At 59.4% G+C, this 14,227-nt stretch carries 13 protein-coding genes; 7 read left to right on the forward strand and 6 right to left on the reverse strand.

Annotated features, from left to right (window positions below):
- Positions 1 to 61 precede the first annotated feature (61 nt).
- The 3 genes from ACKLNA_RS24155 to ACKLNA_RS24165 all read left to right on the forward strand — a co-directional run bounded on the left by ACKLNA_RS24155 (position 62) and on the right by ACKLNA_RS24165 (position 2,919).
- Positions 62 to 895 (forward strand): aldo/keto reductase, encoded by an 834-nt coding sequence (locus ACKLNA_RS24155; protein WP_408987316.1) that lies wholly within the window; start codon positions 62 to 64, stop codon positions 893 to 895.
- Between the two features lie 182 nt (positions 896 to 1,077).
- Complete coding sequence (locus tag ACKLNA_RS24160) at positions 1,078 to 1,965, forward strand: neutral zinc metallopeptidase (RefSeq protein ID WP_408987317.1); 888 nt, start codon at positions 1,078 to 1,080, stop codon at positions 1,963 to 1,965.
- On the forward strand, positions 1,966 to 2,919 hold the full coding sequence (locus ACKLNA_RS24165) for an alpha/beta hydrolase (protein WP_408987318.1): 954 nt from the start codon (positions 1,966 to 1,968) through the stop codon (positions 2,917 to 2,919).
- A 29-nt stretch (positions 2,920 to 2,948) separates the two neighbouring features.
- Here ACKLNA_RS24165 and ACKLNA_RS24170 read toward each other — a convergent pair whose 3' ends face one another.
- The 3 genes from ACKLNA_RS24170 to ACKLNA_RS24180 form a co-directional block, all read right to left on the reverse strand.
- A complete protein-coding gene (locus ACKLNA_RS24170; RefSeq protein WP_408987319.1) occupies positions 2,949 to 3,542 on the reverse strand; it encodes an HAD family hydrolase in 594 nt (197 codons plus the stop codon).
- Positions 3,539 to 4,408 (reverse strand): acyl-CoA thioesterase II, encoded by an 870-nt coding sequence (gene tesB, locus ACKLNA_RS24175; RefSeq protein ID WP_085712241.1) that lies wholly within the window; start codon positions 4,406 to 4,408, stop codon positions 3,539 to 3,541. Before tesB ends, ACKLNA_RS24170 begins: the two co-directional genes overlap by 4 nt.
- Positions 4,409 to 4,513: 105 nt before the next feature.
- Positions 4,514 to 5,083, reverse strand: coding sequence for a GNAT family N-acetyltransferase (locus ACKLNA_RS24180; RefSeq protein ID WP_085712242.1), 570 nt, complete (start codon positions 5,081 to 5,083; stop codon positions 4,514 to 4,516).
- 83 nt (positions 5,084 to 5,166) lie between these two features.
- Between ACKLNA_RS24180 and ACKLNA_RS24185 the strand changes: the two genes are divergently transcribed.
- Together ACKLNA_RS24185 and ACKLNA_RS24190 are read left to right on the forward strand one after the other, a co-directional pair.
- Complete coding sequence (locus ACKLNA_RS24185; RefSeq protein WP_408987320.1) at positions 5,167 to 6,087, forward strand: histone deacetylase; 921 nt, start codon at positions 5,167 to 5,169, stop codon at positions 6,085 to 6,087.
- 175 nt (positions 6,088 to 6,262) lie between these two features.
- Positions 6,263 to 7,504, forward strand: coding sequence for a TIGR03862 family flavoprotein (locus tag ACKLNA_RS24190; RefSeq protein WP_408987321.1), 1,242 nt, complete (start codon positions 6,263 to 6,265; stop codon positions 7,502 to 7,504).
- A gap of 38 nt (positions 7,505 to 7,542) precedes the next feature.
- Here the strand turns inward: ACKLNA_RS24190 and ACKLNA_RS24195 are convergent, their stop codons facing one another.
- Positions 7,543 to 8,883 (reverse strand): DEAD/DEAH box helicase, encoded by a 1,341-nt coding sequence (locus ACKLNA_RS24195; RefSeq protein WP_085712245.1) that lies wholly within the window; start codon positions 8,881 to 8,883, stop codon positions 7,543 to 7,545.
- Between the two features lie 53 nt (positions 8,884 to 8,936).
- Positions 8,937 to 9,887, reverse strand: coding sequence for a drug/metabolite exporter YedA (gene yedA / locus ACKLNA_RS24200; RefSeq protein WP_408987322.1), 951 nt, complete (start codon positions 9,885 to 9,887; stop codon positions 8,937 to 8,939).
- Between the two features lie 163 nt (positions 9,888 to 10,050).
- On the opposite strand from yedA, the gene ACKLNA_RS24205 reads away from it, so the two are divergent.
- Complete coding sequence (locus tag ACKLNA_RS24205) at positions 10,051 to 10,503, forward strand: Lrp/AsnC family transcriptional regulator (protein ID WP_408987323.1); 453 nt, start codon at positions 10,051 to 10,053, stop codon at positions 10,501 to 10,503.
- Positions 10,504 to 10,649: 146 nt separating this feature from the next.
- On the forward strand, positions 10,650 to 13,586 hold the full coding sequence (locus ACKLNA_RS24210; protein WP_408987324.1) for a P-loop NTPase fold protein: 2,937 nt from the start codon (positions 10,650 to 10,652) through the stop codon (positions 13,584 to 13,586).
- A gap of 16 nt (positions 13,587 to 13,602) precedes the next feature.
- Here ACKLNA_RS24210 and ACKLNA_RS24215 read toward each other — a convergent pair whose 3' ends face one another.
- Positions 13,603 to 14,214 carry a PolC-type DNA polymerase III gene (locus ACKLNA_RS24215; RefSeq protein WP_408987325.1) on the reverse strand — a complete coding sequence of 204 codons (612 nt, stop codon included), beginning with the start codon at positions 14,212 to 14,214 and terminating at the stop codon, positions 13,603 to 13,605.
- Positions 14,215 to 14,227 lie beyond the last annotated feature (13 nt).

Here is a 14,227-nt window from a genome sequence, read left to right on the forward strand (position 1 = left end):
CCGGCGTTGTTTAGTTTTCGGAATCCCATTCTGAAACCCATCAATGCAGGAAGCGCCGACCATGCAGCACATCGTCAACCAACACGGACTGAACCTGCCGAAACTCGGCCTCGGCACCTGGCCGATGCTCGGCGACGAATGCACCCGCGCCGTGGAGCAGGCACTGGAACTCGGTTACCGACACATCGACACGGCAGCGGCCTACAACAACGAAGACGCCGTCGGACAGGCACTGGCGAATACACCGACACCCCGCGAGCAGATCCACGTGACCACCAAGGTCTGGTGGGACCAGTTGCAACCGGATGCCATGCGTCACTCGCTGGAGCGCAGCCTCAAGGCGTTGCGCAGCGAGTACATCGATCTGTTCATGATCCATTGGCCGACCACCGACTGGGACTTGCCGCGCACTCTCGAGACCCTCGCCTCGTTCAAGGAGCAAGGACTGGCTCGTAACATCGGCGTGGCGAATTTTCCGCTGCCGTTGCTGCGCAAAGTCGTCGAGGACTATGGCATTCCTCTGTCAGCCATTCAGGTCGAGTACCACGTCCTGCTCGGACAAAACGCCCTGCTCGACTACGCCCGTCAACACGACCTGGCACTGACGGCCTACACGCCGCTGGCACGCAACAAGGTCTCTGAGGTTGAGCAGATTCAACAGATCGCCGAAAAACACGGCGTGCTGCCGACTCAGGTCGCACTGAAGTGGTTGCTGGATCAGGACAATGTCGCGGCGATTCCCAAGGCCAGCAGCAAGACCAATCAACTGGCCAACCTCGCTTCACTGAATGTGGATCTGGACGATGACGACCGCGCACTGATTGCCGCGTTGTCGAAGCGCGAGCGTCAGGTCAGCCCGGACTTCGCGCCGGTGTGGGACGCCTTCGACCGCTGACCCGGCGAAAGAAATCCGCCGACGGATTGAATTCCCGGCGCTCATGCTCGTCAATTACAGGCCCGACCTCGTCCCCCGAGATCGGGCCTGTTTGCCTGTGTACGAATGGACGGACGACCGGACTGGCGCCACACTCACACACCAGCAACACTCATCACCAGGTTCAACCAGAGGATTCCCGCATGCTATGGAGAAAAGGCCGACGCAGTGACAACGTCGTCGATGCCCGTGGTGATGACGCAGGCGGTGGTGGCGGCATGCGTTTCGGCGGCGGCAAGGGCCTGAGCCTCGGCGCGATTCTGCTGATCGTCGGCATCGGCTGGATCACCGGGCAGGACCCGTTGCAGATCCTCGGCCAGCTCACCGGGCAGATGACCGAGCAATCGGCCCCTGCTTCGCAAACCCGTCAGGCACCGCCGGCCAACGATGAACAGGCCGAATTCGTGCGCTCGATCCTCGGCGACACCGAAGACACCTGGGGCGCGATCTTCCAGCAGGCCGGCCGCCAATATAAGGATCCGACCCTGGTGCTGTTCAGCAACCGGGTCAACTCCGCCTGCGGCATGGCCACCTCGGCCACCGGCCCGTTCTATTGCCCGGCAGACCAGAAGGTCTATCTGGACATGGCGTTCTTCCAGGAAATGGCCCAACGCTTCAAGGCCGCCGGCGACTTCGCCCAGGCCTACGTGATCGCTCACGAAGTCGGACACCATGTACAGACGCTTCTGGGTGTCTCGGCGAAAATTCAGGCCGCCCGCCAGCAAGGTCGGCAGATGCAAGGTGACGGTGGTTTGCTGGTGCGTCAGGAACTGCAGGCCGACTGCCTGGCCGGTGTCTGGGCCTACCATGCGCAGAAACGCCTGAACTGGCTGGAGCCGGGCGACATCGAAGAAGCCTTGAACGCGGCAAACGCCATCGGTGACGATCGCTTGCAACAACAGGGTCAGGGCCGTGTGGTGCCGGACTCGTTCACCCACGGTACGTCGGCGCAAAGGGTGCGCTGGTTCAAAACCGGATTCGCCCAGGGCCAGGTCGGCCAGTGCGATACCTTTGCGGCGAAAAACCTGTAAATGCATAAATGGCTGTTGGCTTTACTGTTCATCGGTGGCACCGCGCAAGCAGCCGGCGTCGACGCGATCAGTCCCGGACGCCTGCAACTGCAGGCCGGCGAAATGGCGGTGGGCATCGGCCCGGCGCCGGCGAAAATCGAGCGGGTGCTGATCGTCATTCATGGCAAGCTGCGCAACGCCGAGACCTATCGCAAGAGTGGCGAGAGCGCCGCCGAACTGGCCGGGCAAACCGCCAATACCCTGGTGATCGCTCCCCAGTTTCTCAACGAAAGCGATGTCGCCCTCTACTCGTTGCCCGCCAGCGTGCTGCGCTGGAAGGGCAATGAGTGGATGGGCGGCGGATTATCCACAGGGCCAAACCCACTCAGCTCCTATGCCGCCCTCGACGAGATCATTGGTCGACTGAGTGATCGCAAGCAGTTTCCGGACGTGAAGCAGATCGTGATCTTCGGCCACTCCGGCGGCGGTCAGGTGGTGCAGCGCTATGCCCTGCTCGCCCGCGAACAACCGGCGCTCAAGGCTGAAGGCATTCGCTTGCGGTATGTGGTGGCCAACCCGTCGTCCTACGCCTACTTCAACGAGCAACGACCGGTGGCGTTCGATCATGCGCAGTGCCCGGGCTTCAATCGCTGGAAGTACGGTCTGGTGGATCCGCCGATTTACTCCGGTGGGCAAACGCCCGCACAGCTTGAAGGCAGTTACGTCAAACGCGAGGTGATTTATCTGCTGGGCCAGCAGGACACCGACCCGCAACACCCGGCGCTGGACAAGAGCTGCGCCGCCGAAGCCCAAGGGGCTTATCGATTGGAGCGTGGGAAGATGTTTTTCAGCTATCTGCTGCGTCGGCATCCGGAAGGGGTGAATCAGCGGCTGGTGGAAGTGCCCGGCGTCGGGCATAACGGCGACGGCATGTTGACCTCGCCGGAAGGTCAGAAAGCAATCTTCGACCAATAAAAAACGGGGGCCAAAGCCCCCGTTTTTTTTCAAGCGAACAACATTCGCCGCAACTCTACACAATCCTTCGCATGCCAGTCGGTCAGCTCGGGCCAGGGATTATCCGGCAGGTTCACCAGCACCGTGTGCGCCCCCGCGGCCCGGCCGCAATCGAGGTCGAATCGGTAATCACCGACCATCACCATCTCGCTCGCCGGCACTTGCCAGGCATCGGCCAATTTCAGCAAACCGCCCGGGTGCGGTTTCGGCGGTGCTTCATCGCGGCCCAGCACATCCTCCACCGCGAAGCAGTCCGCCAGGCCGATGGCCTCCAGCGTCACATGGGCCAGTTCCCGCGCATTACGGGTCAGGATGCCGAGCCGATAACCCCGGGCGTGCAGCTCGCGCACCAGTTCCACCGCGCCGACTGCCGGGGTCGAGCCAAGCGCCAGATCCCGCTCATGCTCCAGCAGCCAAGCGTGTTTCGCCGCCGCTTCCTCGGCGGGCAACGCCGCGAGGTGCGTGAGGATGTCGTCCTCCGGCGGGATCGACAGCGCCACGCGGATCGCCGCGAAATCATGCACGGCGACGGTCAGGGTGCCGTCCATGTCGAACACCCAGTGCCGCACGTCCGCGAGACTCATGCCCAGTCCTTGCGATGACGAATCAGGCCTTCCTGAGTCACCGACGCTACGAGTTGCCCGGCGCGGTTGAACACGCTGCCACGGGAGAAACCGCGAGAGTTGCCGGCCCACGGGCTGTCCATGGCGTAGAGCAACCAGTCATCGGCGCGCAGGTCGTTGTGGAACCACAACGCGTGATCGAGGCTGGCGACCTGCATGTCTTTCTGCCAGACCGATTTGCCATGGGGCAGCATCGAGGTGGTCAGCAGACCGAAATCCGAGGCGTAGGCCAGCAGGTATTTATGCAGCGCCGGAATGTCGGCCAATGCACCGTCGGCACGGAACCACACGTACTTGATCGGATCCGCCGGTTGCGGGTTGTACGGGTCTTTTTCAGTGACCGGGCGTACTTCGATCGGTTTCGGGCACAGCAGCTTTTCACGCATGTGTTCCGGGATCAGGTGCGCGCGTTGCTGGGTCAGTTCCAGCTCCGAAGGCAGGTTTTCCGGACCGACCACTTGCGGCATCTGGCTCTGGTGTTCGAAGCCTTCTTCGTCGTACTGGAACGAAGCGCTGCAGGTGAAAATCGGGTGGCCCTTCTGGATCGCGGTCACGCGACGGGTGCTGAAGCTACCGCCGTCACGCACGCGGTCAACCGAGTAGACCACCGGCAACTTGGCATCACCCGGACGCAAGAAGTAGCCGTGCATCGAATGCACATGACGCGTCTCTTCAACGGTCTGACTGGCCGCCGACAGCGACTGGCCGAGTACCTGGCCGCCGAACAACTGGCGAAAGCCCAGATCCTGACTGCGACCACGGAACAGGTTTTCCTCGATCGGTTCGAGGGTCAGCAGATCCACCAGATCTTCCAACACTTGGCTCATTCAGACTCTCCTCACACAACGCTATGCCGCGCAGTCTCGGCTGCGGCGGCCAATTCAGGTTCTGGCGCGAGCCATGATCGCGCCATTGTAAACGTCCGTGTCGGCTTAGCCATGCAGGGTCTGCAGCCATTGCTCCCTGGTGATTCGGTACAACAGATGTCGACGCAACGGGTGATCGACAGCCAGTTTCGGGTGATCGAAATCATGGGCCGGGTCGTGATGCATGCCGATGGCCTGCATGACCTTTTCCGACGGCAGATTGCTCTGCGCCGTGAAGGACACGATCTCTTTGAGCGCCAATCGGTCAAAGCCGCAACGCAGCGCGGTCCACGCCGCCTCGCTGGCATATCCCAGGCCCCAGTGCTCCTTCGCCAGACGCCAGCCGATTTCCACCGCCGGAGTGAACGGCGCCTCGAAACCGACCACGCCGAGCCCGGTAAAACCGATGAATTCGCCAGTGTCCTTGCGCTCCAGCGCCCACAGGCCGAAGCCGTGTTCGGCGAAATGGCCGCGCACACGGCCGATCATTGCGGCACTTTCCAGCCGGCTCAACAGCCCGGGAAAATAGCGCATCACCTGCGGATCGGCGCACATCGCCGCAAATGCCGGCAAATCCGCGTCCTGCCATTGACGCATCAGCAGTCGCGCGCTTTCCAGCTGCAGTATCGGCTCCATCGTGCCCCTCCGTTTCCATGCCGCCAGTCTACATCGCTGGTAGGCTTTGCACTCTTTCCTACAGCCTTTATGAATAGTCCGCCATGCCATTGCCGTTGATCTACCACGAAGACTACAGCCCCGAGTTTCCGGCGGATCACCGCTTTCCCATGGACAAGTTCCGCCTGCTGCGCGATCACCTGGTGGACAGCGGCCTGACCCGCGACGAAGACCTGCTGCGCCCTGAACTGTGCCCTGCCGACATTCTCGCCCTGGCCCATGACCGCGGTTATATCGAACGCTACATGAGTGGCGAGTTGTCCCGCGAGGACCAGCGGCGTCTGGGTCTGCCGTGGAACGAAGCGCTGGCCCGGCGCACGGTGCGGGCGGTCGGCGGTTCGATTCTGGCGGCAGAGAAAGCGCTGGAACATGGTCTGGCCTGTCACTTGGCCGGTGGCACCCATCACGCGCACTACGACTACCCCGCCGGGTTCTGCATCTTCAATGACCTGGCGATCATCAGCCACTACCTGCTGCAAAGCGGCCGGGTGAACCGGGTGCTGATCTTCGATTGCGACGTGCATCAGGGCGACGGCACTGCACGGATTCTGCACAACACCCCGGAAGCGATCACCGTTTCCCTGCACTGCGAAAAGAACTTTCCTGCACGCAAGGCCGAAAGCGACTGGGACATTCCGCTGCCCAACGGCATGGGCGACGCCGATTACCTGAAAGTGATCGACGATGCGCTTAACTACCTGCTGCCGCTGTATCAGCCGGATCTGGTGCTGTACGACGCCGGCGTCGATGTGCACAAGGACGACGCCCTCGGTTATCTGCAACTGACCGACGAAGGCGTTGCCGCCCGCGATGAAAGCGTCATGCGCCATTGCCTGGGCCGCGATATTCCGGTGGTCGGCGTAATCGGCGGTGGCTACAGCAAGGATCGCCAGGCCCTCGCCCGTCGCCACGGCATCCTGCATCACAGTGCGCAGCGCGTCTGGCAGTCATCCGGTTGTCATTGAGTTGTGCTGCGTTACCCACAATGGCTGTGGAACGGCCTGTGGATAACCTGAGCGAAAGGGACTACAGCCCACGCTAAACATGGCCTGCAGCGCACTGGTTGTTTTTTGATCAGGCCTGACGCCGGCCGCTGCTGCTAGAATGCGCGGCTTATTCCGCCACGCTATTGCCGCTGCCATGACCCAGACTTCCGCCGCCCTTCCCGCTCACGTCGCCATCATCGGCGGTGGCCCCGCCGGCCTGATGGCCGCCGAAGTGCTGAGCCAGGCCGGAGTCCGCGTCGATCTGTACGATGGCATGCCTTCGGTGGGCCGCAAGTTCCTGCTGGCCGGGGTCGGCGGCATGAACATCACTCACTCCGAAGCCTACCCGGCGTTCCTCTCGCGCTACGCCGAGCGCGCCCCGAACATCGCCCCGCTGCTGCGCGCATTCGACGCCGACGCACTGTGCCGGTGGATTCACAAACTGGGCATCGAGACCTTTATCGGCAGCTCCGGCCGGGTGTTCCCCACCGACATGAAAGCCGCGCCATTGCTGCGCGCCTGGCTCAAGCGCCTGCGGGACAGCGGCGTGGTTATCCACACCCGCCACCGCTGGCTCGGCTGGGATGAAATCGGCGCGTTGCGCATCGACAGCCCGGAAGGCGAGAAAACCCTCAGCCCCGACGCCACCCTGCTGGCCCTCGGCGGCGGCAGCTGGTCGCGGCTGGGTTCCGACGGCGCGTGGATGTTGCCGCTGGAGCAACGCGGTGTAGGACTGGCGCCGTTGCAGCCAAGCAATTGCGGCTTCGAGGTGCAGGCCTGGAGCGAAGTAATGGTCAGCAAATTCGCCGGCGCGCCGCTGAAAAATATCGCCATCGGTTTGAACGACGATGTTCCGCGTCTGGGTGAATGCGTGATTACCGCGACCGGGATCGAGGGCAGTCTGATCTACGCCCTGTCGGCGCCGATTCGCGAAGCGATCAATGTGCACGGCGCCGCGACTGTTCACATCGACCTGCTGCCCGGCCGACCTGTGGATAAATTGCAGGCGGCGTTGAGCAAACCACGAGGTTCACGCTCGATGGCCAAGCATCTGCACAGTCAGGTCGGGATTGATGGGGTGAAAGCGGCGTTGCTGCGTGAACTCACTGATGCCGCTACCTTTGCCGATCCCGCGCTGCTGGCCCGGGCGATCAAGGCCTTGCCGCTGACGCTGGTGAAAACCCGTCCTTTGGATGAAGCGATCAGCAGCGCCGGTGGCGTGACGTTCGAGGCGATGGATGAGCGATTGATGCTCAAGGCATTGCCGGGGGTGTTCTGTGCGGGGGAAATGCTGGATTGGGAAGCGCCAACTGGCGGGTATTTGCTGACGGGGTGTTTTGCCAGTGGCCGGGCGGCGGGAGCTGGAATGCTGGATTGGTTGAAACAGCGCCACTGATCGTTCCCGCATTGCGCGGGAACGATCCGATCTGACGCTTAAGGCTTACGCTTGCGCGGCCCGGTATTGAAGACCGGCACCTTGCGCACAGGCTTGATCGCCACCTCCGGCGCCGGGGTATCCCCGCTGTCCACCCACTTGCCCAGATTGCGCTTGCCACCGCCGCCACCGGAAACCTTCGGCTTCTTAGGTTTCTTCGGCTTCTTGATCACCTGACCACTGGCATCAGTGTCCGGCACGCGATGCTCCGGCACGAAGTCCGGCTCAACCTCGCGCTTCAAGGTGCTGCGGGTCAACATTTCAATCGCCGACAACATGTTCACTTCATCAGCGCACACCAGCGAGATCGCCTCACCGGTCGAACCCGCGCGGCCAGTCCGGCCGATACGGTGAATGTAATCCTCAGCGACGATCGGCAGATCGAAGTTGACCACCAGCGGCAGGTCTTCGATATCCAGACCACGGGCAGCAACATCGGTGGCCACGAGAATCTGCACTTCGCTCAGTTTGAAACGGTCCAGCGCCCGCTGACGGGTCGCCTGCGGCTTGTCGCCGTGGATGCCGTCGGCGTTCACGCCCAGGCCCTGGAGCTTCTCGACCAGCGCGTCCACACCGTTACGGGTCTTGGCAAACACCAGCACCTGCTTCCACTTGTTCTTGCGCATCAGGTGCACGAACAGTTCCGGCTTGCGCTTCTTGTCCACCGTCACCACCCACTGCTTGACGGTGTTGGCGGCGACGTTGCGCGGGCTGACTTCGATGCTCTGCGGATCATTGAGCATCTGCCCGGCCAGCAGGCGGATGTCATCGGAGAAGGTTGCGGAGAACAGCAGCGTCTGACGTTTCTTCGGCAGCGCGCGGTAAATGTTCGCCAGTTCCTCGGAAAAGCCCAGGTCGAGCATGCGGTCGGCTTCGTCCAGCACCAGGGTTTGCAGCTGGTTGAACTTCAGCGCGTTCTGGCGGAACAGGTCAAGCAGACGGCCCGGCGTCGCGACCAGCAGATCGACGCCGCCGCGCAGCTTCATCATCTGCGGGTTGATGCTGACGCCGCCGTACACCGCGTAAGTGCGCAATGGCAGGTTTTCGGCGTACTGGCGCACGGCTTCGTGGACTTGCTCGGCCAGCTCGCGGGTCGGCACCAGAATCAGCGCACGCACCGAGTTGGCGGTGACTTTCGGCCCTTCCATCGCCAGCAGTTGCAGCAGCGGCAAAGCGAAACCGGCGGTCTTGCCGGTGCCGGTCTGGGCCGCGGCCATCAGGTCGCGACCGGCCAGCACGGCCGGAATGGCCTGCGCCTGCACCGGCGTCGGGGTCTGGTAGCCGAGCTTCTCGAGGGAGCGCAGCAAGGGTTCGATCAGGCCAAGGGTGGCGAAAGTCATGGGAGTACCGTAGGAAAAAATCAGTGCACGTGTGCGATGGCGCGCAGTTTACCCTAATTCGCACGCTGCTCCGTCGGAATGGCCGTCGTTGCGGCGGCAGGCTCGCTGACCACCGGCGGCTGCCGAGGGCGGCGCCACTGCGGCAGGCCGATCAGCACCACCGCGCCGATGATCACCAGCATCGCCAGCGCCTCTTCGATGCCGATGGTCTCGCCGACAAACACGATCCCCAGCAACACCGCCACCGCCGGGTTCACATAGGCATAACTGGTGGCCGCCGCTGGGCGAACGTTTTTCAACAGGTACATGTAAGCGTTGAAGGCGATGATCGAGCCGAAGAAGATCAGGTACGCCAGCGCCAGCCAGCCTTCCAGTGGCGGCATGGCTTGCAGGTGTTCACCGCTGGCCGCGCTGCCGATCAACAGCACCACGCCGCCAACCAACATCTCCACGGCACTGGCCATTGCGCCCTGAGGCAGCGGCAAGTGTTTGCTCCACACCGAACCAAACGCCCAGCTCGCCGCCGCGAAAATCAGCAACGCCGCGCCCAGCGGACTCGATTGCAGGTTGGACCCCATGTTGAGCATCGCAATGCCGATAATCCCCATCGCCACCCCGGCCCATTCCAGCCGCGTATTACGTGCGCCCCAGAAATAACCGCAGAGCAAAGTGAACAACGGCACCGTCGCCACCGCCAGCGCGGCAACACCCGACGCCACGCCGCTGTGCTCGGCCAGCGTCACCGCGCCATTGCCGAAACTGAGCAACAGAATCCCGATGATCCCCGCCGCTTTCCACTGCGCCCAGGTCGGCGCCGGTGCCCCGCGCCAGCGCAGGAACGCGTACATCAGAGTGCCGGCAATCACGAAGCGCACGCCGCCGAGCATCAGCGGCGGCCAGTATTCGACGCCGATACGGATCACCAGATAGGTCGATCCCCAAATCACGTACAACGCAAAAAACGCAGCGATCAATGGCAAGGAAAAACGGCGCAAGGCAGACATGGGCAGCTCGAAAGTCAGACTCAGGGGATTGGTTATTCTAGAAAGGCCAACCGCTAAAAATAAGTTACAAAACCTGTTTATAGCGCCGGTACACTTTTGAAAACACGGAGATCGACGGCCAAAACCGCGATTTCGAAAGTCTGGCATTTTCAGGAGTCCGACCTTGGACAAATACGACCGCATGCTGCTCAGCGCCCTGCTCGAAAACGGTCGCGCGTCCTACGCCGACCTCGCCCGCAAAGTGAACCTCTCCGCCCCCGCCGTCGCCGAGCGCGTGGCCAAACTCGAGGCGGCCGGAGTCATCACCGGGTATCAGGCGAACATCGACCTGTCGAAAATCGGCTTGCCGATCCAGTGCGTGATCGAATTGCGCCTCCACCAGAACGGCAGTCAAAAGGTCTACGACGAACTGGTGAAAATTCCGCAACTGACCGAGTGCTTTCGAGTGACGGGCGATCCGTGCGTGATCATGAAGGCCGCGGTGGGTTCGATGCCGGAGCTGGAGGACTTGATCAACCGGGTGGCGAAATTCGGGTTCAGCAAGACGTCGATCGTGTTGTCGAGTGCGATAGAGAAGCGGGTGCCGTTGGGGCATATCGAAGGTAGCAATCTATAACGGCAGGCGCCCACTTTGCTGACCGCCCCGCAAATGGCCGTCCGCAGCTTGGGTAAATGTGACGGCATGGATAACATGCAGCCCTTTACCCTGCGGAGCGACTCGGTTCACGGCCCGCAACGACCGCCAATTCACAAGGAAAGAGAATGCGCCTTTCGCAATACAGTAAGGGACTGCGTGCCAGCGAAATTACCCCCCTCCTGCAGTTCTTCCTCTCAGGTATCCTCGCCGGCGAGGCCTGGGCCATCGGTCGGATCATAGGGGTTCTGTTAAACAAACATCTCGTTTCGTTGCAGCTGAATTTCTGGATCCTCATGCTTGCGACATTGACTGTCGTCGCCTCTTGTCTGATCTATGCCGCCAGCCGAGGCGCCCTCGAGACATCGTGCAAACTGATCAAAAGCTGCCGGCTCGACTTGCTGCTCGTCACGCTGCTCGGTTTTTACCTTTCGTTCAGCAGCGACGGGTTCGGCAACGAATTCTATGCAAAGCACCTGGAAAAACTGAATTTCTCTCAACTCGCCTGCATGTCTGCTTCTCCTGTGCTCATCGCGTGGATGGCAATGATCAGAGCCTTCCTTCAGACGTTCAAGAAAGGCGAAGCTCACCCCTATTTCATCAGCGATCGTGTGATTGAGGAGTCTGAAGAGGATTTGCTGAACGTAAAGGAGCAGGCCGACATCTTTGCCGAGCGAGTGCTCAATGGAGGCTCATCCGAAAGTCTGGTGTTCGGCATCGATGCACCTTGGGGTGCGGGAAAGTCGAGTTTCGTGAAGCTCTGTTGTAACTACTGGGAAAAGAAGGAGGGACAAAGCATCATCGTTCATCACTTTGAGCCCTTGCGCTACGAAGACGGCACAGACCTCACAGAGAAATTCGTCGACGATCTCATCAGCACCATTCAACAACATGTTTTCGCGCCGTCGTTACGCCCGCTGTTCAAGCGTTACGAAAATCTGGTCAAGGACAAGAAGAAAACTTCTTTGCTTGACATAAAAACAACACTCTCTCTCAACAATGACTCGATCGACTCTACCCTTGAGGAAATGGAGTATGTCTTAAACAATATCAACACCAGAATTATTGTCATCGTTGACGATCTTGACCGAATGCATTGGTCATCGGCAAAAAGCATTTTGTTTTCAATAAAACGCAGTTTCAGACTTCCCAACATCAGCTACGTTATCTGCTATGACACCTCAAAAATAAACATCACACCGGAAAACCCAGACTCCGAAAAGACCCAGGAATTCCTCGAAAAATTCATTAACATCAAAACAAGTATCTTCCTCGGCGCCCAAGACCTCACGGCCTTTGTGACACGCTATTTTGATAGCGTACTGAGCAAAACACTGAACGTTTCCAGTGACGGCGCTGAAGAACTCAAACTGCTATCCCTTGAGCTGATCAATCTGTTCAACGACAAGGATTTTCCTCAGTACACGCCTTTCATCGGTGATATTCGAAAAATCAAGCGACTCATCAACACATTGGTACTGCTGGACATCGACAAAGTCGACTTCCACAACAATGACTTCAACAAACGTGACCTCGTTCATCTGATCTTGATCCTCATCTACTCGCCATCAACATTCCGGAAGATCTATGAGAGCGAGACCAGCGGAAAGTCCGGCGCGTTCAGCTGGATTCAACAAGGCAACAGTCTGAAAAACTCTAAGTTTTACGACTCCTTCAAAGCGAAGCTTTCCGAGACCCCGAACATAGAGTTCCTACTATCCAGACTGTTCGACGCACCACCAGAGAGCGCCGACCATTTTCCAGAATCCGAGAAACGCTCCAGGGCAGTATTTCAGGACAAGTACCGCCCTCTGGAAAAGCACCTCCATCTCATCGCCAAGCTTTCCAAACCTATTTCATGGGAATCCCATCATTTTCTCTTGAACAAGAAAAACGAACTGTTCGAGGCCGACCCCATCAAGCCCTATCTCGATCAAATATCAAAGCTTCCGCCTTTGGACAATGAGTCAGGGCTACATGAATTCTGGCGAATCGTGACAAGCCATAGCGGCGCTCTTGAGACAGACAAAGCCGTTATGATCATTGAGTACCTGATCGATACGTTGCCCAACCACTCCCTGCTCAACGTTGATGAACTCAATGATTTTCGCAGCACCGCCGTCCGGTATATCGCGAAGTTCCTAGACGAAAACATCACTAGCCTGGAAAAAAGCTCCGTTTCACATCTTTCCCCGGCGGAGTACGCCATCATCAAACTCGTGTATGGGGACGACAATGGAAGCATCGGGATCATCGCGAAGCTGGCCTCTCCAGAGCGCGGTGCCTTGGGCCTGCATGACCTGATGACATTCAGACACTACTGCACAATCAAGTTAAAACGCGAACGACTTTGGCAAGCCCTTATGTTGCACGGCAATGAAAGGCCTTCGTACTCAGGTCGTGTCGAAGAGACGAAGGACCAAGCCCGAGAGATTAGCCAGTTCATATTCGGCCTGTTCAAGCGACAATACATAGAAAGCGGCAGAAACATACTCGACGAGATCGGCTCCATAGACCCACTCGCCCTCGTCGGGCGTTATAAAAACATCCTCACCGATTCAAAAGACACTCAAACCTGGCAGGAAAAAGCCAAGCGCAAGAAGCACGAAATAAAAGACACCATCACATCCAAACTTGGGAACGTAAACATTGAAGATTTTGGGGGCTTCGACGAAAACGGCCTTGAAGACAAACATGGCATCTCCAAAGCCTTTTCGGAGTATCTGTTTTCGATTTGCTTCGACCCGAAAAGCCCCGACGGCCTACTTCATTTCGCCGAATATCTATTGAACTTCGCAAACAACACGCTCCAAGACATCAACAATCCAGAGGATAAGTCCGGTCTCTCGGCTCTCTTAAACAACCTCGACAATGAACAGCTTGGAAAGTATTGGAAAAACAACCATGAGGCCATAAAAGCCAAAGCGGCCGAAGAGAAAGACAGGGTGATCTACAAGACCTACTCGCAACCGACCTTCCATAGCGATCTGCGACTTGCCTTCCGCGCGCTGGACAGCCTGTTCCTGCCCGAGAAAATCACCGGGAGGGGAAACCCTGTAACCTAATCGAACTTCCGCTGCGCTACCGCACCCTATAGCGCTGAAGATGGTCACCCACCTTCGCAGCCGGCACCTTCTGTAACTTACACAACAATTCATGGGACAACTCGCTCACACCGTGTTTGTCCCGCAGCTCACCCGCCAAGTGCACCATCAAATTCGCCGCCATTTCCGCATCCGCCATCGCCCTGTGCGCCTGACCGGTATGCGGAAGTTGGGCGAAGGTAGTGAGCGTACCGAGCTTGTGGTTCGGCGCCGCCGGCATCAGGCGGCGGGCCAGCAGCAGCGAGCAGGCAAAATTTTGCAGGCGGGTGCGTTTGATCCGGCCCAGTTCGAAGTCCCAGAACTTCTGGTCGAATGCGGCGTTGTGCGCCAGCAGCGGCGTGCAGCCGACGAATTCGTTGACTTCGTTCATCACCTGTTCGGCCGAAGGCGCAGTGCGCAGCATGGCGTTGCTGATGCCGGTGAGTTGTTCGATGAAGGCCGGGACGCGGACGCCGGCGTTCATCAGGCTCTGGTAACGCTCGACGATGCGGCCGTTTTCCAGCATGACCACGGCGATTTCCGTGGCCCGGCAACTGCTGCTCGGCGAGATGCCGGTGGTTTCAAAGTCGATGACTGCAATGCGTTCCAAACCGGGTTCAACT

The organism is Pseudomonas sp. UV AK001 (assembly GCF_046097675.1).
Lineage (GTDB): Bacteria > Pseudomonadota > Gammaproteobacteria > Pseudomonadales > Pseudomonadaceae > Aquipseudomonas > Aquipseudomonas kribbensis.

What these genes read in the sequence shown, in the direction of transcription:
- ACKLNA_RS24170 (WP_408987319.1), bottom strand. Translation starts at nt 3,542, where the DNA reads ATGAGTCTCGCGGACGTGCGGCACTGGGTGTTCGACATGGACGGCACC.
- ACKLNA_RS24195 (WP_085712245.1), bottom strand. Translation starts at nt 8,883, where the DNA reads ATGACTTTCGCCACCCTTGGCCTGATCGAACCCTTGCTGCGCTCCCTC.
- ACKLNA_RS24180 (WP_085712242.1), bottom strand. Translation starts at nt 5,083, where the DNA reads ATGGAGCCGATACTGCAGCTGGAAAGCGCGCGACTGCTGATGCGTCAA.
- tesB (WP_085712241.1), bottom strand. Translation starts at nt 4,408, where the DNA reads ATGAGCCAAGTGTTGGAAGATCTGGTGGATCTGCTGACCCTCGAACCG.
- ACKLNA_RS24165 (WP_408987318.1), top strand. Translation starts at nt 1,966, where the DNA reads ATGCATAAATGGCTGTTGGCTTTACTGTTCATCGGTGGCACCGCGCAA.
- ACKLNA_RS24185 (WP_408987320.1), top strand. Translation starts at nt 5,167, where the DNA reads ATGCCATTGCCGTTGATCTACCACGAAGACTACAGCCCCGAGTTTCCG.
- ACKLNA_RS24190 (WP_408987321.1), top strand. Translation starts at nt 6,263, where the DNA reads ATGACCCAGACTTCCGCCGCCCTTCCCGCTCACGTCGCCATCATCGGC.
- ACKLNA_RS24210 (WP_408987324.1), top strand. Translation starts at nt 10,650, where the DNA reads ATGCGCCTTTCGCAATACAGTAAGGGACTGCGTGCCAGCGAAATTACC.
- ACKLNA_RS24160 (WP_408987317.1), top strand. Translation starts at nt 1,078, where the DNA reads ATGCTATGGAGAAAAGGCCGACGCAGTGACAACGTCGTCGATGCCCGT.
- ACKLNA_RS24155 (WP_408987316.1), top strand. Translation starts at nt 62, where the DNA reads ATGCAGCACATCGTCAACCAACACGGACTGAACCTGCCGAAACTCGGC.
- yedA (WP_408987322.1), bottom strand. Translation starts at nt 9,887, where the DNA reads ATGTCTGCCTTGCGCCGTTTTTCCTTGCCATTGATCGCTGCGTTTTTT.